This window comes from Streptomyces sp. NPDC059037, assembly GCF_042740015.1.
In the GTDB taxonomy this organism is placed as follows: Bacteria; Actinomycetota; Actinomycetes; order Streptomycetales; family Streptomycetaceae; genus Streptomyces.
This window is the reverse complement of sequence record NZ_JBHYIG010000217.1, coordinates 1-16,853: the sequence shown is the minus strand read 5'-3', so window position 1 is coordinate 16,853 and position 16,853 is coordinate 1. Positions and strand designations below refer to the sequence as shown.

At 71.5% G+C, this 16,853-nt stretch carries 15 protein-coding genes and 3 pseudogenes; 9 read left to right on the top strand and 9 right to left on the bottom strand.

Annotation, left to right across the window (positions count from 1 at the left end; translation table 11 throughout):
- The first annotated feature begins 82 nt into the window (after positions 1-82).
- Complete coding sequence (locus ACFWY6_RS33265) at positions 83-1,459, top strand: alpha/beta fold hydrolase (protein WP_384698421.1); 1,377 nt, start codon at positions 83-85, stop codon at positions 1,457-1,459.
- Positions 1,460-1,479: 20 nt separating this feature from the next.
- Here ACFWY6_RS33265 and ACFWY6_RS33260 read toward each other — a convergent pair.
- Positions 1,480-2,743 (bottom strand): annotated as a pseudogene (locus tag ACFWY6_RS33260) (FtsX-like permease family protein); the annotation flags it as partial.
- A 3-nt stretch (positions 2,744-2,746) separates the two neighbouring features.
- Positions 2,747-3,368: pseudogene (locus tag ACFWY6_RS33255) on the bottom strand (ABC transporter ATP-binding protein); the annotation flags it as partial.
- Positions 3,369-3,781: 413 nt separating this feature from the next.
- Here ACFWY6_RS33255 and ACFWY6_RS33250 point away from each other — a divergent pair.
- Entirely contained in the window at positions 3,782-4,108 is a 327-nt protein-coding gene (locus tag ACFWY6_RS33250; protein ID WP_384698418.1) for a hypothetical protein, read from the top strand.
- A 9-nt stretch (positions 4,109-4,117) separates the two neighbouring features.
- On the opposite strand, the gene asnB is transcribed toward ACFWY6_RS33250, so the two are convergent.
- Together asnB and ACFWY6_RS33240 are read right to left on the bottom strand one after the other, a co-directional pair.
- Positions 4,118-5,959: an asparagine synthase (glutamine-hydrolyzing) gene (asnB, locus tag ACFWY6_RS33245; RefSeq protein WP_384698415.1), complete on the bottom strand. Its 1,842-nt coding sequence runs from the start codon at positions 5,957-5,959 to the stop codon at positions 4,118-4,120.
- A gap of 163 nt (positions 5,960-6,122) precedes the next feature.
- A complete protein-coding gene (locus ACFWY6_RS33240) occupies positions 6,123-6,698 on the bottom strand; it encodes a TetR/AcrR family transcriptional regulator (RefSeq protein ID WP_384698423.1) in 576 nt (191 codons plus the stop codon).
- 171 nt (positions 6,699-6,869) lie between these two features.
- On the opposite strand from ACFWY6_RS33240, the gene ACFWY6_RS33235 reads away from it, so the two are divergent.
- Positions 6,870-7,838, top strand: coding sequence for a DMT family transporter (locus ACFWY6_RS33235; protein WP_384698413.1), 969 nt, complete (start codon positions 6,870-6,872; stop codon positions 7,836-7,838).
- Here ACFWY6_RS33235 and ACFWY6_RS33230 read toward each other — a convergent pair.
- Genes ACFWY6_RS33230 through ACFWY6_RS33210 form a run of 5 tightly spaced genes read right to left on the bottom strand, consistent with a single transcriptional unit; the run spans position 7,811 to position 10,919 of the window.
- Positions 7,811-8,257, bottom strand: a complete 447-nt coding sequence (locus ACFWY6_RS33230; protein WP_384698410.1) for a cupin domain-containing protein — start codon at positions 8,255-8,257, stop codon at positions 7,811-7,813. The two genes, ACFWY6_RS33235 and ACFWY6_RS33230, sit on opposite strands and share 28 nt — an antisense overlap.
- A 22-nt stretch (positions 8,258-8,279) precedes the next feature.
- A complete protein-coding gene (locus ACFWY6_RS33225; RefSeq protein ID WP_384698407.1) occupies positions 8,280-8,450 on the bottom strand; it encodes a hypothetical protein in 171 nt (56 codons plus the stop codon).
- A 55-nt stretch (positions 8,451-8,505) separates the two neighbouring features.
- Positions 8,506-8,790, bottom strand: a complete 285-nt coding sequence (locus tag ACFWY6_RS33220; RefSeq protein ID WP_384698404.1) for a hypothetical protein — start codon at positions 8,788-8,790, stop codon at positions 8,506-8,508.
- A 42-nt stretch (positions 8,791-8,832) separates the two neighbouring features.
- Positions 8,833-9,435, bottom strand: coding sequence for a TetR family transcriptional regulator (locus ACFWY6_RS33215; protein ID WP_384698402.1), 603 nt, complete (start codon positions 9,433-9,435; stop codon positions 8,833-8,835).
- Complete coding sequence (locus ACFWY6_RS33210; protein WP_384698399.1) at positions 9,432-10,919, bottom strand: MFS transporter; 1,488 nt, start codon at positions 10,917-10,919, stop codon at positions 9,432-9,434. Before ACFWY6_RS33210 ends, ACFWY6_RS33215 begins: the two co-directional genes overlap by 4 nt.
- A gap of 245 nt (positions 10,920-11,164) precedes the next feature.
- On the opposite strand from ACFWY6_RS33210, the gene ACFWY6_RS33205 reads away from it, so the two are divergent.
- The 6 genes and pseudogenes from ACFWY6_RS33205 to ACFWY6_RS33180 all read left to right on the top strand — a co-directional run.
- On the top strand, positions 11,165-12,052 hold the full coding sequence (locus ACFWY6_RS33205) for a Gfo/Idh/MocA family protein (RefSeq protein WP_384698396.1): 888 nt from the start codon (positions 11,165-11,167) through the stop codon (positions 12,050-12,052).
- 454 nt (positions 12,053-12,506) lie between these two features.
- Positions 12,507-13,328 (top strand): helix-turn-helix domain-containing protein, encoded by an 822-nt coding sequence (locus ACFWY6_RS33200; RefSeq protein ID WP_384698393.1) that lies wholly within the window; start codon positions 12,507-12,509, stop codon positions 13,326-13,328.
- Positions 13,329-13,443: 115 nt separating this feature from the next.
- Entirely contained in the window at positions 13,444-14,484 is a 1,041-nt protein-coding gene (locus ACFWY6_RS33195; RefSeq protein WP_384698390.1) for a PhlD, read from the top strand.
- A 39-nt stretch (positions 14,485-14,523) separates the two neighbouring features.
- Entirely contained in the window at positions 14,524-15,648 is a 1,125-nt protein-coding gene (locus tag ACFWY6_RS33190) for a sensor histidine kinase (protein WP_384698387.1), read from the top strand.
- The gene (locus ACFWY6_RS33185; protein ID WP_384698385.1) at positions 15,645-16,319 is read left to right on the top strand and encodes a response regulator; all 675 of its coding nucleotides are present in this window, start codon (positions 15,645-15,647) and stop codon (positions 16,317-16,319) included. Before ACFWY6_RS33190 ends, ACFWY6_RS33185 begins: the two co-directional genes overlap by 4 nt.
- A 123-nt stretch (positions 16,320-16,442) precedes the next feature.
- Positions 16,443-16,853, top strand: a pseudogene (locus tag ACFWY6_RS33180) (hypothetical protein); the annotation flags it as partial.

Genomic DNA, 16,853 nt, shown 5'->3' with positions numbered 1-16,853 from the left:
CCCCCCCCCCCACCCCCCCCCGCGCCCCCGCCGCGGGGGACGTGCTGCCCCGCGCCGCCCCCCCCCCCCCGCGCACACATGGGTGTGTCCGCGGGCCCCCCCGCACGCCCACGGGCAGTGCGGGACCCTGCGGCTGCCCATCGACTGGGCGCGCCCGGCCGGCGAGAAGTTCGATCTCGCCGTGGCGCGCCGCAAGGCGACCGACCCGGATCGCCGGATCGGCGTGCTGATGGTCAACCCTGGCGGGCCGGGCGATTCGGGGGTGGACTTCGCCGTGCGGCGCGCCAAGACGCACTTCAGCGCGGAGGTGCAGGAGAAGTTCGACATCGTCGGATTCGACCCGCGCGGGGTCGGCGCCAGCCACCCGGTGAAGTGCTCCAAGGAGCTGTTGGAGCAGCGCCCGTCCGCCTACCCCCGCGACCAGGCGGAGTTCGGTCAACTCGCCGAGTACAACCGCGCGTTGCGCAAGGACTGCCGACGGCACACCGGCCCGGTCTTCGACCACGCCGACACCTTGAGCGTGGTCCGGGACATGGACGCCGTCCGCAGATCACTGGGCGAGCAGAAGATCAACTACTTCGGTCACTCCTACGGCACACTGCTCGGCGAGCAGTACGCGGAGGAGTACGGCGACCGGATCCGGACGATGGCGCTCACCGCGAACATCGACCACAGCCTCGGCGCCCGCGACTTCCTCGTCTCATCGGCCGCCACCGCGGAGGACTCGCTCCACCAGTTCGCGAAGTGGTGTGACCGCACCAGCTCCTGCGCACTGCACGGCCGGGATGTCACCGCCGTCTGGGACGGCCTGCTCGCCAGGGCCGACCGAGGGGAGATACGGGATCCCGAGAACCCGGACCAGGCCCTCACCGCGAACGCCATCGCGCTCTTCGCCTTCAAGAAGTTCTACGGCCCCGACCGGGACGGCCTGGCCACGTACGTGGCCGAGCTCGACGCGCAGGATCCACCGGACGCTCAGCGGCCCCGGGCAGAGCCGCCCTCGCGGACAGCGCCGCAGCAGACCGTCGCGGAGCCGTTCCAAGCCGCGTTCTGCCAGGACTGGCGGTTCCGCCCCAAGAGCCACAAGGAGTTCGCCCGCCTGACCGAAGCCGAACTGCGGGCCGCACCGCACATGCGCGGCTCACCACGTGTCCACGCCGGTGTGGCCGCCTGCATAGGCTGGCCCGACGAGGTGAACAACCCCCAGCACCGTCTCCGCATCACCGAAGCGCCCAAGATCCTCATGCTGCATTCGATGCACGACCCGGCCAACCACTTCTCATGGGCGACCCATGTGCACCGGCAGACCCGCGGGACGACGGTCCTGCTGCCGTACGAGGGCGACGGACACAGCGTGTACAACCGCAGTGGCTGCACACGCGATGCCGTGGACGACTACCTCACGGAGCGGAAGACACCGAGCCCTGGGAGCAGTTGCGCACCCGCCGCGGAGAACTGACCGGCCGGTCATGCGGCCGGCGTGACCGCGGTGGCGACCCCGACGATGGTGAGCCAGATGCCCAGGCCCTGGCCGGGGACGAGGGTGTCGGTGCGGACCGCGCTGAAGGGCAGGATTCCGGCGAGGCCCGCGACCGTGCCGAAGAAGACTCCGGTGGCGGTGAGGACGAGACCCTCGACGCCGACCATCGCGAGCACCTGCCCCGGAGTGGCCCCGGCCAGGCGCTGCCGGCCGAATTCGCGGCCGCGGTAGGAGGTCGCGGCGTACAGACTGTTGATCAGCATGATGCAGGAGAAGACCACGATGATCCCGACGACCACGAGGTTCAGCGTCTCCAGGTTCTTGTCCTCGACGGACTTGGCCAGACCCGATGCCTTGATCGCGTCGCTCTCGACGGCCTGCATGGAGAGCGTCGCGGTCGCCATGCCGGTGAAGACGATGAGCGGCATCAGCACACCGGCCAGCTGATCGGCGCGCCGCCGCATGTTGAGCACGGTCAGATAGCCGCTCGCCCCGGTGAGCGCCTCGAGCGGCCGGGCCAGTGTGCCGAGCAGGGCCCGGAGCAGCTTCGGCGAGAGCAGGGCGAAGCCCACCGAGAGCAGGATCGCCCCGTAGGCGGGCGCCGCCATGAGCGCGGCGTCCTTCGCGTCGAAGGCGAAGGTGGACAGCACGCCCGCGGCACCGGCGAGTACGGCCGCGCAGCCGGCGAAGCTCCGCAGCCGCCCCCGGGGGCTTGCGCTCCCCGGCGGCCGCCCGGGTCGCCCGGCGCACCGCGAGGAACGCGGCGCCCACCGAGGCGAGCAGGGTGATGTCGATGCCCGACATCAGGGCGATCGGCCCGAAGGAGAAGTCGACGCCGTCGGCGACCTGCCCGCTGTCCTGGAACATGCCGAGCAGCGCCTGCCCGCCGAGCATCGCGGGACCGATGGCGAGCAGCGATCCGACCAGGGCGACGACCGCCGCCTCGCCGACGACCATCCGTTTGATCTGCGCCGGGGTGGCCCCGGTGCTGCGCAGCAGGCTGATCTCCTCGCCACGCCGGCGTACGTTCACCGTCAGCGTGGAGGCGACGGCGAAGAACACCAGGAGGGTGCCGTAGCCGCCGACGACGCTCGCCGCGGTGGTGAGGCTCTCCACGCTGACGTCGTCGACGCCCTGGGCGCCCGCGGTGTCGTGCATCGAGTTGAACGTCATGATGATCGCCGCGCCGAGGAAGGCGGAGAGCAGCGTGGCGACGAGGCGTCCGGGGCGTTGCCGGACGGAGCGCAGGGCCAGGGAGAACATCGCTCACACCCCCAGCGGCACGGCGCGGTCGAAGCCGGCCACGACGTCGCCCAGGTGCGCGAGGCGCTCGGCGACGGCGTCGACGGTCGGGGACGTCAGCTGCCCGGCCAGGCGGCCGTCGGCGAGGAAAAGCACGGAGTCGGCGTAGGAGGCGGCGAGCGGGTCGTGGGTCACCATCACCACGGTCCTGCCGTGCGCCCGCACCGTCTCCTGGAGGAGCTGCAGGACATCGCGCGCGCTGCGGGTGTCCAGGGCGCCGGTCGGCTCGTCCGCGAAGATCACGCTCGGCTCAGTGACCAGGGCCCGGGCGATGTCCACCCTCCCCCAGTGCCTTAAGGGCCTGGGGGGACCCCCTGACGCTGGCCTCCGGAGAGCTCGTCGGGGTGAGCTTGAGGGGCAGGGTCGTGTTCTGTGCGACGTCGAGGGTGGGCAGCAGGTTGTACTGCTGGAAGACGAAGCCGATGCGCCGCCTGCGGAACTTGGTCAGCTCGGCCTCGCTGCCGCCCGTCATCTCCTCGCCGTCCACCATGACGATGCCGGAGTCCGGCCGGTCGAGCCCGGCCGCGCACTGCAGCAGGGTCGACTTCCCCGACCCGGAGGGCCCCATCACGGCGGTGAAGCTTCCCGCCGGCGGATCCGGATGTGCCCGTACGACGAGAACGACCACTCATTGCCATCAGTCCCTTCGCGGCGGACGCTCGCTGCGTCACCTCCCTGAAGTTACGGACAGTCGCGACCCGGGACATCGGGCGTACGACTCGAGATCGGGGTGGCGGTGGATACACCCCCCGGACACCCCGCGGACACCCCTGGCCCGCCGGTCGGCACGTAACGCAGCTCACAGCGATGGCCGCTCCACCTGGGAACACCCGCCGATGGTTCACCGTTGAACGGTATGTGGGCCCCGATCGCGATTCCCCCGTCCGGTCGGGGTCCACCCTTGTTCCGGCGTGTGCCGACCACGCTCTGTTTCACGCCTTCGAGCGCGAATATGCCAACCGCACCGCGTCGCGCGGCCTCGGGCGTCATCATGCGTCCATGGACGGTGCCAAGCCTGTGCAGGTCTTGTTCACGGCCGATGAGTACGCGGCGCTGCTGCGTCATGCGGACCAACTCGGACTGCCGGTCGACGAGTTCATACGCCGGGCCGTGACCGTCGACGCGCCGGAACCGCCCTGCCCGAAAACGGGGAACCGGCGCGGGTCCGCCGCCCCGGCGGCCGTCCCGCCCATCCGCCGGGATCTGGGCCCCGGGGGCACTCCCGCGCTCCAGCGGTTCCTGGACACCCTGGCGACCTCGGCGGAACCCGCCCGCCCGGAGCAGGTTCCGCCGCAGCCGACGGTCCGCACCTGCTCGGGGCAGTGAGCGGCCCGCTCAGGGCAGCGCGATCTCCGGGGTGTAGAGCTCCAGCCAGAGCGCGAGGTCCAGGGTGCGCTCAAGGCCGCGCCGCGACGCCTGGGTGATCTGCGGTACGTCGCGTCCCGCAGCCCGCGCCACCCGCTCCCGGTCCACCAGGCCGAAGACCGGGTGCGCGGGCTCGGCGAGCAGGTCCTTGACGTGCTCCTGGAGGGCGATGGCGTACTTCGGGTCCTGGGTGGAGGGATAGGGGCTCTTCACCCTGTCGTACACGGAACGCGGCAGGACGTCCGCCGTCGCCTCCCGCAGCAGGCTCTTCTCCCTGCCGTCGAAGGACTTCAGCGACCAGGGCGTGTTGTAGACGTACTCGACGAGCCGGTGGTCGCAGAACGGCACCCGCACCTCCAGGCCGACGGCCATGCTCGCACGGTCCTTGCGGTCGAGCAGGACACGGACGAAGCGGGTCAGGTGCAGATGGCAGATCTTCCGCATCCGGTACTCGAAGTCGCTCTCCCCGTCGAGCCGTTGGACGCCCGCGACCGCCGTCGCATAGCTGTCCTTGACGTACGCGGGAAGGTCGAGGGCGGCGGTCAGGTCCGGGCGCAGTACGTCGCCGTCGTCACCGAAGTGCTCGGCGAACCGCACCAGCCAGGGGAAGGTGTCGGCCGCGCGGGCCTCTTCGTCGAAGAACTGCAGGTAGCCACCGAAGACTTCGTCCGCCGACTCCCCCGAGAGCGCGACCGTGGAATGTTCGCGGATGGCCCGGAAGAGGAGGTAGAGCGAGGCGTCCATGTCCCCGAATCCCATGGGCAGGTCGCGGGCGCGGATCATCGCGGCCCGGATCTCGGGGTCGGCGAGCGCGTGCGAGTCGAGGACGATGTCGCGGTGCTCGGTGCCGGCCGCCTTCGCGACGTCGTGCACGTAGGGGGTGTCCGGGGTGGCGCGCAGCGCGTCGGCGACGAAGTTCTCGCTCTGGCCGACGAAGTCGACGGCGAAGCTGCGTACGCTCTCGCCGGCTTCGGCCAGTTGGCGCGCGGCGAGCGCGGTCATCGCCGAGGAGTCGAGCCCTCCGGAGAGCAGGGTGCAGCGCGGCACGTCCGAGACGAGCTGGCGCCGCACGATGTCCTCCAGGAGCGAGCGCACCTTGGCGATGGACTCCTCGCGGCCGTCGGGGTGCGGGCGGGTCTCCAACTGCCAGTAGACGTGGCGGCGAAGGCCGGTGCGGTCGACGGTGACGACCGTGCCGGGTTCGACCTCGCGCATGCCCTCCCACACGGCGTGACCGGGCGTCTTGACGACGGTGAACATCTCCCGCAGACCGTCGGCGCCGACGCGTGCGCGGGCCAGCGGATTGGCGAGGATCGCCTTGGGCTCGGAGCCGAACAGGACGCCGTCGGGGGTCTCGTAGTAGTAGAAGGGCTTGATGCCCATCCGGTCGCGGATCATGACGAGCTTGTCGTGCCTGCCGTCCCACACCGCGAACGCGTACATGCCGCCCAGGCGTTCGGCGACCGCCTCGCCCCACTCCAGATAGCCGCGCAGGACGACTTCGGTGTCCGATTCGGTGGTGAACGGGTGGCCGCGGCCGGTCAGTTCGCGGCGCAGTTCGGTGAAGTTGTACGTCTCCCCCGAGTAGACGAGGGCGACGGTGCCGCGCGGGGTGCGCGCGGTCATGGGCTGGCGCCCGCCGGGCAGATCGATGACGGCGAGCCTGCGGTGCCCGAGTCCGGCCGGTCCCTCGATCCAGGTGCCGCGGTCGTCGGGACCGCGGCAGGACATCGTCTCCGTCATCACGTCCAGCGTGTCCGCCGCGGTCCGCAGATCACGGTCGAAGGAGACCCAGCCAGTGATGCCACACATGCGCTACCTCCTGCTTCGCGCTGCCTGTGAGCCACACCCGGCAAACTAGGTGTAGACAGCAGCTATGTAGCAAGGGTGTGTCCTGCGACTGCGTACGGTCAATGCGCCGGTAACGCGGAACGACACATTCCGGCCATGGGCAAAGACTTCCCCAACAGCGGCTTCAGCGACCCGGACCGACGGCGGGCATCGCACCCTTGACCAGCGCCGCGGCCTCACCGCGGGCGTGGCCGATGGCGTCGGGGAAGATGTGCAGGCCGTGCGCGACCAGGCCGCCCTCGTGCAGCAGCATCAGCGCCCGGCCCAGCTTCACCGCCCGGCGGGGGGCGAGTTCACGGGCCAGACCGGTGAACAGGGCGAGCATCCAGGCCTTCTGGCCGGTGATGACCTGAAATGCGGGGTGCGCCGGGTCACTGATCTCGGCGTGCGCGTTGACCATGCTGCACCCCTTGCCGCTGTTCGCCTCGGCCCAGTCGCGCGAGGCGTCGAAGACGGCCAGGATCTTGGCCCGTGGGGTGGTCGCGGCCTCGACGTACGGGACGAGGAAGGCGCGCCAGCGCTCGTCGCGGCCCGCCAGATACTCGACGACGATCTGCTCCTTGGAGCCGAACCGGTCGTACAGCGTCTTCTTGGTGACGCCGGCCTCGGCGGCGATGAGGTCCACCCCGACGGCATGGATGCCGCGTTCGTAGAACAGCCGGCTCGCGGCGTCCAGCGCCCGGCGGGCGCCTGGCGTCATGACGATCCTGCGCGGTGCACCATCAGCGCCATCAGCACCGGCAGCAGCACCGGCACCGGCACCGGCCTTCGCGATCTCGTTCCCGCTCTCACCCATGCCCCCATACTAAACCGATCTGTATACTCGGGAGGGCAAGTAGACAGATCGGTTTACTTCATCCGGAGGGACGCCGTGAACTTCCTGCTCTCGATCGCCTTCGTGCTGACCTGGAGCTCCGGCTTCATCGGGGCCAAGCTGGGCGCGGGCAGCGCGTCCGCCGTGACGGTCCTGATGTGGAGATTCCTGCCGCTGGCACTGGTGCTCGCGGTCGTCGCCCTCACCCTGACGCGGGCGTCCTGGCGCGGATTCACCGCGCGCGACGCCGTGCGGCAGGCGGCCGTCGGGGCGCTGTCGCAGAGCGGCTATCTGCTCACCGTCTACTACGCGATCCAGCTCGGCGTCTCCAGCGGCACGACCGCCCTGATCGACGGCACCCAGCCGCTGGTGGCGGGCGCGCTGGCCGGTCCGCTGCTCGGCCAGTACGTCTCGCGCACCCAGTGGGTCGGCCTGGGGCTCGGCGTGGCCGGGGTCGCCATCGTCACGGCGGCGGACGCGACGGGCGGCACCGATGCGCCCTGGTGGGCCTACCTGGTGCCGTTCCTCGGGATGTTCTCGCTGGTGGCGGCGACCTTCCTGGACCGCCGTTCCCCCCGTCCGGTCGCTCCCGCGGTCGCGATGACGGTCCACTGCGTCACCAGCGCCGTCGTCTTCACGGCGCTCGCGGTGGCCGCGGGCGCCGCGACGCCGCCCGCGGAGGCGTCGTTCTGGGTGGCGATCAGCTGGCTCGTGACGCTGTCCACCTTCGGCGGGTACGGGCTCTACTGGCTGATCCTGCGGCGCTCCGGGGTCACGCAGGTCAACACGCTCATGTTCCTCATGGCGCCGGTCACCGCGCTGTGGGGTGCCCTCATGTTCGGCGAACCCTTCGGCGTACAGACGGTGTTGGGGCTCGCGGTCGGGCTCGCGGCGGTCGCGGTCGTGCACCGGGGGAAGGATGCGCACGGAGGGAAGGGCGCGGCGGTGACGGTGCCGGTGGCCTGCTCGCCGCGGGACGATCCGGCTTCCGCGCCGCCTCAGTCCGCCAGCCGGAAGTCCGCGTAGTCGAAGCCGGGCGACACTATGCAGCTCACCAGGACCGGCTCGTCGCCGGCGGGGCGCGCCGACTGCCACATGCCGCCGGGGACCAGGGCCTGCGGGCGCTCGCCGTCCTCTAGGGAGGAGCCCATCCGTATCGGCTCCGTGCCCTCCTTCGGGAGCTCGCCGTCGCCGCCGATGAGCAGGTCGAGGGGGCCGCCGCGGTGCCACAGCCAGATCTCGTCGGAGCGCACCACGTGCCAGGCGGATTCCTCGCCCGGGCAGAGCAGGAAGTAGATGGCGGTGGCCGCCGCCCGCTCACCGGGGTAGCCGGCCGGCGTGAAGGAGTGGTGCGCCCGCCACGTCTCGACGAACCAGCCGCCCTCCGGATGCCGCTGCATGCCCAACTTGCGGGCCAGGAAGGGGCGTTCACTCGCGTCATTCATGCGTACTCTCCGTTCCAGAGATCTATGGACCTATGGGCACGAACCCGACGGCGCGGCCCGCCGCATCCAGGCGTCGGTCCATGAGCTTGACCGCACGCAGCGCGACCGCACGGTCGACGATACGCAGATGGGGCAGCGCGTGCGCGATACGGACCTCAAGCGCCTGCACGTCGCCCGGCGAGCCCACCCACACCGTCGCGACGAGGTTCTGCGGCCCCGGAGGCCGCGGGCAAGCCGCTGGTCGGCGCCTACTCCGTGCACGTCAGCTCCAACGGGGCGCCCGCCGGGATCATCGCGGGGCGGGCCGGCACCCTGACCGCGGGCAGCGCCGAACTCCGCGTCACCGCGCGCGGGCGCGGCGGCCACGGCTTCGCGCCGCCGTGACGCTGTGCGAGTCGCTCGCCGCGGGGCACGGGCTGACCGCCGATGTGGTGGCCGACGAGCAGTATCCGGCGGGTGACCGCCGCGGTGCCGGGCGCGCAGCTGATGGTCAGTGCCAGGCCGCGGAGCGCCGGGGGCGGCGCGGCGTTCAACCACTGCGCGTACGCCGTCTTCGACGATGCCGCGCCGCCCCCTCACGGAGGTGTGAGGAAGCCCTGCACGGTGGGCGCGTACCGCTCGGTGATCTCGGCGATCGGCGTGCCGCGCACATGCGGCCCGCGGGCGATCCCGTACATCACGCCCAGGCCGAGCAGCGTGCCCACCGCGAGTTCGGCGCGCAGGCCCGCGTCCGGTCCTTCGAGCCGCTCGCCGAGGCGCTGTGCCACCTGCGTACGGAAGTTGCTGCGCAGGATGTCGCCCTGTTCGCCGTGGAGCGGGGCGAAGACGATGCGCAGGATGGGGTCGGCGCCGTGCTCGGCCTGGCCGGTCAGCAGATGGTGGACCATGTGCCGGCCGAGTCCGGCGAGCGGTGCGTCCAGGAGGGCGTCGGCATCGGTCTCGAAGTTCATGACGCGGGCGAAGAGCGCGTCCTTGTTGCCGAAGTACTTGAGGATCAACGGAGGGCTCACACCGGCCCGTTCGGCGACGGCCCTGAGCGTGATGTCGGCGTGCGCGTGCCGGGCCAGGAGGTACCGGGCCGCCCGGATGATGGCGGCCTTGGTCCCCTCGGCGTCACGGCGGCCGTGGACCTCGGGGCCGGCGTCCGCTGTCGATGCGGTCATGGCGTCAGCGGTCATGGCGTCAGCTTCTCCCTTCCGGGGCCGTCCGCCGCCAGGGGGCCTGGCCGCCCTGCCGTCCGCTCCGGACCGTCCGGTGCCTTCTCCGAGGGTATGGCCAGGGCCGTGGCGCAGGCGACGAGCGCGATGATTCCCGCCATCGCGAAGGCCAGTTGATAGCCGGGCAGGGTCGGCACCCGCAGCCCGTCCACGGCGGTGGTGTGCTGGACGAGCACGGCGGCGACCGCGGCACTGCACACGCTCTGTCCGATGGTGCGCATGAGCACGTTCACCCCGCTCGCGGACGCCGTCTGGGTCGGCGGCACGGCCCGCAGGATCAGGGTGGGCAGGGCCGAGTACGCGAAGGTGGTCCCCGTCGAGACCACGGCCGCGCCCAGGATGATCACCCACAGGTGGCGGCTGTCCACGATCCGCACGACATAGCCGAGCGCCATGACGGCACCGCCGATCGCCAGGGTCACGCGGGCACCGTGGCGGGTGGAGACGCGGGCCGAGACGGGTGAGAGGACCAGCATGATCACTCCGTTGGGCAGCAGGCACAGGCCCGTCGCCACGATCGAGAGGCCAAGGCCGTAGCCGCTGGCGACGGGCGCCTGCACCAACTGGGCGGTGACGAGGGAGTTGGCGTAGAAGGCGAACCCGGCCAGGAGCGCGGCCACATGGGGCAGCAACACCCGCCGCCCGGCCGCCAGGCGCAGGTCCACCAGCGGCTGCTCCGCCCGCAGTTGCTGTCGCCACCACACGGACAGGATGACCACGGCCCCGGCGAACAGGCCGATCACCGGCGCACTGCGCCACCCCCACTGCCCGCCCTGGGACACGGCGAGCAGCAGACAGACGAGCCCGGCGGCGAGCCCAAGGGCGCCCCAGGTGTCGAAGCGGCCCGGCGAGCGGACCGGCGACTCGGCCACGGTCCACCAGGCGAGGGCGAGCCCGATGGCGCCCAGCGCGCTGGTGGCCCAGAACATGGCGTGCCAGTCGGCGTACTGCACGATCAGCGCGGCCAGCGGCAGGCCGAGCGCCGCCCCGATGCCGACCGTCGAGCTCATCAGGGCCACGGCGGATCCGGTGCGCTCCGGCGGCAGTTCGTCCCGCAGGATGCTGATCGAGAGCGGCACGACCGCGGCCGCCGCGCCCTGCAGCGCGCGGGCCGCGATCAGCACCCGGATGTCCGAGGTGAGCGCGCAGAGCGCCGATCCTGCGGTCATCAGGCCGAGCGCGGCGAGCAGCACCCGCCGCTTGCCGTACATGTCGCCGGCCCTGCCGAGCACGGGCGTGAGCACCGCACCGGCCAGGAGCGTGGCGGTGACCAGCCAGGACACCGCGCCCGGTGAACTGCCGGTCAGCCGCGGCAGATCGGGGAGGAGCGGCACGACCACCGTCTGCATGACCGCCATGAGGATGCCGCCGAAGGCCAGCACGGGAACGGTCAGGCGGGTGCATATGCCCGTGCGTTCTCCGGCGGATATCGGGACAAGCTTCATGATCGCTCCAGCTCGGGCGCGAAGGGACAGGGAAGTAGGGAGGGAAGCCGGGAGGAATGAATGCAGAAGAAGTGAGGTGAATGCGAATTCACCATAGCGGGTGAATGGGCTTTCACTACTGGTGAGTTCGGATACGAGATCCAGCCACTCGTGGGTACGTGGCATCGGCAAAGAACAGCCAACGCCCTTGTGTTCACTGGACTTTGCCCTTCGCCGTAGGTATCGAGTCAGCCATAATGCCGACCATGAAGAGACTGCGAATGGGCCTTGTCGGCACGGGCCCCTGGGCCTCGTCCACCCACGCGCCCGCTCTCGCCGCGCACCCGGACGTGGAGCTGGCAGGCGTGTGGGGCCGCCGCCCCGGCGCGGCGGCCGCGCTCGCCTCGGCGCACGCGGTGCCGGCGTACGCCGAGGTGGACGAACTCTTCGCCGTGAGCGATGCCGTGGCCTTCGCGGTACCCCCGGACGTGCAGGCGCCGCTGGCCGCGCGGGCCGCGGCGGCGGGCTGTCATCTGCTCCTGGACAAGCCGGTGGCGACGTCGGTGGCCGGGGCGCGCGGCCTCGCGGCGGCGGCCGACGCGGCCGGGGTGGCGTCCGTCGTCTTCTTCACGCTGCGCTTCGCCGCGCCGACCTCGGACTGGGTGGCCCGGCAGGCGGCGACCGGCGGCTGGTTCACCGGCCGCGCGGAGTGGTACGGCTCGTTCTACGCACCGGACGGGAGCAGCCCGTTCGACTCGCCGTGGCGCGCCCGGCGTGGCGGCCTGTGGGACGTCGGCCCGCACGCCCTGTCGATGCTGATGCCGTTGCTCGGAGATGTCACCGCGGTTACGGCCGCGGCGGGCCCCGCGGACACGGTCCACCTGATCCTGCGGCATTCCGGCGGGGCGTCGAGCACGGCGGCGCTGAGCCTGACGGCGCCCGTCAAGGCGTCCGGGGTGACCGTGGAACTGCGCGGCGAGGCGGGGACGGCGCTGATGCCTACTGGCGGCGGGCCGCTCGACGCGTTCCGGTCGGCGGTCGACGCGCTCGTGGCGGCCGCGGACTCCGGCCGGCCGCACGCCTGTGACGTGCGGTTCGGACTGCGCGTGACGGAGATCCTGGCTCGCGCGCAGGAGCAACTGCCCGCCGGATGAGCCGTCCGGGCCGTGCGATTTCCGCCCGCGGACAACCGCGGGCGGCCGGTACCGTGGCCGCTACGTAATGGCGAGTGACGGCACCGGCCGCAGCCAGTGGACCCAGGAGACCGTTCGGAGAAGTGTCGCGTCGTAGGTCCGGACTGCGACGTTTCCGACCACACGCATCGGAATACGAACAACCGATCCATACTCTTCCCGCTACGGCCCAACGGGCCTATGGGGTACCCGACGGCGAGGAATTTCAGCCAATTTCAAGCTCCCCGGTCAAGATGCCCCACAGTTGTGTCCGCGTGCCCACCGACGATCGAACTCGCAGGTCGGTGGTCCCGCGCTGACCATGATGCCGTACGCACTGATCGTTTTTCTTCGGGCAATCTTTACTCCCAAAGCTGCTAGGAATATTTAGACTGCTGATGCTCAACTCGGCGTGTACCCAGAGGGATTACCCACCATGAACAAGACGGCGCTGCGCGCTCTGCTCCGCGAACGACGCGCCCTCATCGCCCCCGAAGCCCACGGCTTCAGCCGCCCCACGGGCCAGGGGCGGCGCGCCCGCGGCCTCTCGCAGCACCAGGTGGACCAACTGCTGCACCGGACGATCGGGACGTATCACCGCCTGGAGTCGGGCAGTTACCCCAATCCGCCCACCTCCCTGCTGCGGGACGTGGCACGGCTCTTCGGGTTGAACGAGCAGGAGTGGGTCTCGCTCTGCAGGTACGCGCTGCTGCAGGAGCCGCCGGGGCCGTTGCATCAGTCGTCGGGCAAGGAGATCCCCGGGGTCTGGCAGGAGGCGGTCGAGAGCATCGGGCACATGGCGTACGTCACCGACGCGTCGTGGGACATGCTCGCCTACAACAAGCCGTTCGCCGATCTGTTCACCAACGGGGTCGTTCCCACCAACACGATGCGGTGGATGCTCCTGGACTCCGGCGGCCGCGAAGCCCTGACGGACTGGCACACGGCCTGGGCCCCGATGGTGCTGCCGCAACTGCGCGCCGCGCTCGCGTCCCGACCGGACGACGAGGTGCTGCGCCAGATAGAGAAGGAAGTACTCGAAGACGCCGAGGCCGCTCCCCTCTACGAAGCCAGCGACTTCTTCTCACATCCCGATGGCGACGAACGTCCCCTGCGCCACGCCCAACAGGGGCCCGGCTGGCTCACCATGTGTGCGGCGCAGCCCATGACGGCACCCGGCGCACGGCTGATCATCCTGGTGTTCCACCCGGGCGAGAAGCGGGCCCATACCCGCGCGCCCATGCTGCGGGCCCACTGACGGCACGTCATATCTCCCAATCCTCCGGCTTTCGGAGAGGGGACCAGTTCAGCGCGGTGAAGTACGTTGTGCCGCACGTCCCCCCACTCCGATCCAGCCACCGTGGGAGTCACCCGTGCCCGCCTATGTATCAAGACCCCAGACCGTCTTCGGTGACCAAAAGATCACCACCGCGGACATCGCGGACGACATACGTACGCACCACCCCGACCATCCTCGGCTCAGCGCGGCCCTCCGCGTCGTGGGCAACTGCGGTGTGAGCACGCGCTACTTCACTCGCCCCATCGACTCCCCCGGCATCGCGGGCACGGCCGACGTCGGTGTGCGGGCGGAGGCCGCCTTCCAGGACTCTCTCGTGATGGCGGAACGTGCCGCCCACGCGGCGCTCGATGCGGCGGGGCTGGCCGCGCAGGACATCGACGCGATCGTCACCGCCCATGTCACCGGCTGGGCCGTGCCCAACCTCGACGTACAGCTCGGCGCACGACTCGGTCTGCGCCCCACGGTGCGGCGCATCGCGCTGACGACCATGGCTTGTGCCGGGGGCGTCCAAGCCCTCATCCGTGCCGCCGACCTCGTGGCAGCACGCCCCGGCAGCAAGGTCCTCGTCGTGGCCGCGGAGGCCATATCCACGGTCTACAACCACGCCGACACCAGCATCGAATCGATGATCTACAAGGCGTTGTTCGGGGACTCCGCCGCCGCGACGGTCGTCACCGGCGAACCGTTCGGTGACGGGATCGCGATCGACGACAGCTTCGAGTACGTCCTGCCGGAGAGCCTGGACCGCTACCAAGGGCGTATCGCCACCGACGGATTCCACTTCGACTCCACCAAGAAGGCGCTGACCGCCGCGGACGACGTGCTGCCCGCGGTGCTGGACTGGCAGGGTCCGCACAAGCCCGACTTCGCGGTGATCCACCCCGGCGGCCCCCGCATCATCGCCGACACCGCCACCGCCCTCGGCCTCACCCCCCACGACGCCCGGCACTCCACCGACACCCTCGCCGACGAGGGCAACCTCGGCGGCGTCAGCATCCTGCGGGTCCTGGAGCGAACGCACACCGACCCGCCCGCCGCCGGCGCCCGCGGCGTCACCGTCGCCTTCGGGCCCGGCTTCGCCACCGCCGCGCTGCGCTGCCACTGGCACGCATAGCCACGAGACCCCCTCCCCCTTGGACATAGGCTCGCGTACGTGAACCTCCGACCCCGGCTCCACACCGACCTGCTCGTGACCGTCGCCGTCGCGCTGTTCGTCACCGTCGGCGCCCTCGTCGCCCTGGTGCGCGGCGAGGGGCCGGGGCGCTACGACGCACTGCCCTTCGTCATCCTCGTACTCACCTGCGGCGCCCTGCACTTCCGCGCCAGGCACCCGGTGACGGTCGGCGTCCTCACGCTGGTCGGCACCGCCGCGTACTACCTGCTGTCCGCGACGGACGGGCCACTGCTTCTGGTCTTCGCCGTCGCGCTGTACGCGGTGGCGGCCGCCGGGCATCTCCTGGTCGCGGTCGTGCTCGCGGCGCTCGCGCTGGGCGGGGTGGGGTTCGGCTCCCTGCACAAGGCGAATCCCCCGGTCGACGGCATCTCGCTGGTCCTGATGACCGGCTGGCTGGTCGCCTCGGTGGCGATCGGCGTGGTGTCACGGCAGCGGGCCGCCTATCTGCGCGAGGCGGAGGAACGGGTGGCGGGCGAGGAACGGCTGCGGATCGCCCGCGAGTTGCACGACGTCCTCGGCCACACGCTGTCCGTGATCAATGTGCAGGCGGCCGCCGCGCTGCACCGCCTGGAGCGCGATCCGGCACAGGGCGCCGAGGCCCTGCGCACCATCAAGGACACCAGCCGCGAGGCGCTCACCGAGGTGCGGGCGGCGCTGGGAGTGCTCCGGGAGCGGGGCGAGGCCGCGCCGACCCGGCCGGCGCCCGAGCCATCCCTGGCCCGGCTGCCCGAGCTGGCCGAGCGCGCCGAGCGGTCCGGTCTCACGCTGCGGACGGAGTCCGTGGGCGAGGCGCGGGCGCTGCCAGCCGGCATCGACGCGGCGGCGTTCCGCATCGTCCAGGAATCGGTCACCAATACGATCCGGCACGCCCGGGCCAGGGCGGTGCTCGTGCGCGTGGAGTACGGCGAGCGCGGCCTCACCCTGTGCGTCCGGGACGACGGGGTGGCCCGGCCGCCGGTGCGGCAGGGCGACGGCAGCGGGATCCGCGGTATGCGGGCGCGCGCCGAGGAGGCGGGCGGCACGTTCAGCGCGGGCCGCGACTCCCAGGGCGGGTTCCGGGTCGAGGCGGCCCTTCCGTACGACGGTGAAAGGCTGACGGCATGATCAGGATCCTGCTCGCGGACGACCAGCGCCTGGTGCGCGCGGGTTTCCGGTCGATCCTCGACGACGAGGAGGACCTGAGCGTCGTGGCGGAGGCGGGCGACGGCGACGCGGCGGTCCGGCTCGCCCATGAACACGTCCCGGACGTCGCCCTGATGGACGTCCGGATGCCGGTCGCCGACGGCATCGAGGCCACCCGCCGGATCGTCGCGGACCCGGCACTCGCCATGACGCGGGTGGTCATCCTGACCACGTTCGACCTGGACGAGTACGTGTACGACGCGCTGCGCGCCGGAGCCAGCGGCTTCCTGCTCAAGGACACCGAACCGGCCGAACTGCTGCACGCCGTAAGGGTGGCGGCCCGCGGCGACGCGCTCCTGGCTCCCGCGGTCACCCGCCGGCTGATCGCGGATCTCGCCATGCGCGCCCCCGCGCCACCCGATCCGGCGCAACGGCTCGCCCCGCTGACGAGCCGGGAGCGCGAGGTGCTCGCGCTGGTCGCGGCGGGCCTCTCGAACGACGGCATCGCCGCCGAGCTGACGCTCTCCCCCGCGACGGCGAAGACCCATGTCAGCCGGATCATGACCAAGCTCGACGCGCGCGACCGGGCGCAGCTGGTGATCATCGCGTACGAGTCGGGGATGCGGCTGCCCGGCTGGCTCGACCAGCGGTAGCGGCCCCGCAACCAGCGGGGTACGCGGTCGGGGCACGCCCACAACTCGTGGGGTAGGCGGTCATCGTGCGGTGCCCCCGTGAGGGCGACGATCCGCCGCCTTCCGCTTCCTAGCCTGCTGGATGTGGACACTCTCACCGCACCTACCGGTCTTCCTCCCCGCCGCACCGGCCTGTTCGAGCGCCTGGCCGCCTTCTCGCACCGCCACAGATGGCGGGCCCTGTCGCTGTGGGTCGCCGCGGTCATCGGGGTCACCGCCGTCGCGGGCCTGGTGGGCAGCGACTATCACAACGACTTCTCGCTGCCCGGCACCGATGCGCAGGCCGCGCGGACACTCCTGGAGGAGCACGGCGCGGCCCAGGCGGGCGACGTCGTACAGATCGTCCTCAAGGACGGCTCGGGGGTCGAAGGGGGCCGCGGCGCGCCGGCGGGGGGGGGGCGCCGAGCGCGGGGCGGGGGGGCGGCGGGCGGGCGCGCGGCGCTCGGAGAGCGCGCGCCGGGGCGCGCCGGGGGGGGGGGGGGGGCGGGCGCGCGC

Bases quoted from the DNA above. Each gene is read 5' to 3' on its own strand.
- ACFWY6_RS33250 (WP_384698418.1), top strand. From the start codon at position 3,782: ATGGACGGTGCCAAGCCTGTGCAGGTCTTGTTCACGGCCGATGAGTAC.
- asnB (WP_384698415.1), bottom strand. From the start codon at position 5,959: ATGTGTGGCATCACTGGCTGGGTCTCCTTCGACCGTGATCTGCGGACC.
- ACFWY6_RS33240 (WP_384698423.1), bottom strand. From the start codon at position 6,698: ATGACGCCAGGCGCCCGCCGGGCGCTGGACGCCGCGAGCCGGCTGTTC.
- ACFWY6_RS33230 (WP_384698410.1), bottom strand. From the start codon at position 8,257: ATGAATGACGCGAGTGAACGCCCCTTCCTGGCCCGCAAGTTGGGCATG.
- ACFWY6_RS33215 (WP_384698402.1), bottom strand. From the start codon at position 9,435: ATGACCGCTGACGCCATGACCGCATCGACAGCGGACGCCGGCCCCGAG.
- ACFWY6_RS33210 (WP_384698399.1), bottom strand. From the start codon at position 10,919: ATGAAGCTTGTCCCGATATCCGCCGGAGAACGCACGGGCATATGCACC.
- ACFWY6_RS33205 (WP_384698396.1), top strand. From the start codon at position 11,165: ATGAAGAGACTGCGAATGGGCCTTGTCGGCACGGGCCCCTGGGCCTCG.
- ACFWY6_RS33200 (WP_384698393.1), top strand. From the start codon at position 12,507: ATGAACAAGACGGCGCTGCGCGCTCTGCTCCGCGAACGACGCGCCCTC.
- ACFWY6_RS33185 (WP_384698385.1), top strand. From the start codon at position 15,645: ATGATCAGGATCCTGCTCGCGGACGACCAGCGCCTGGTGCGCGCGGGT.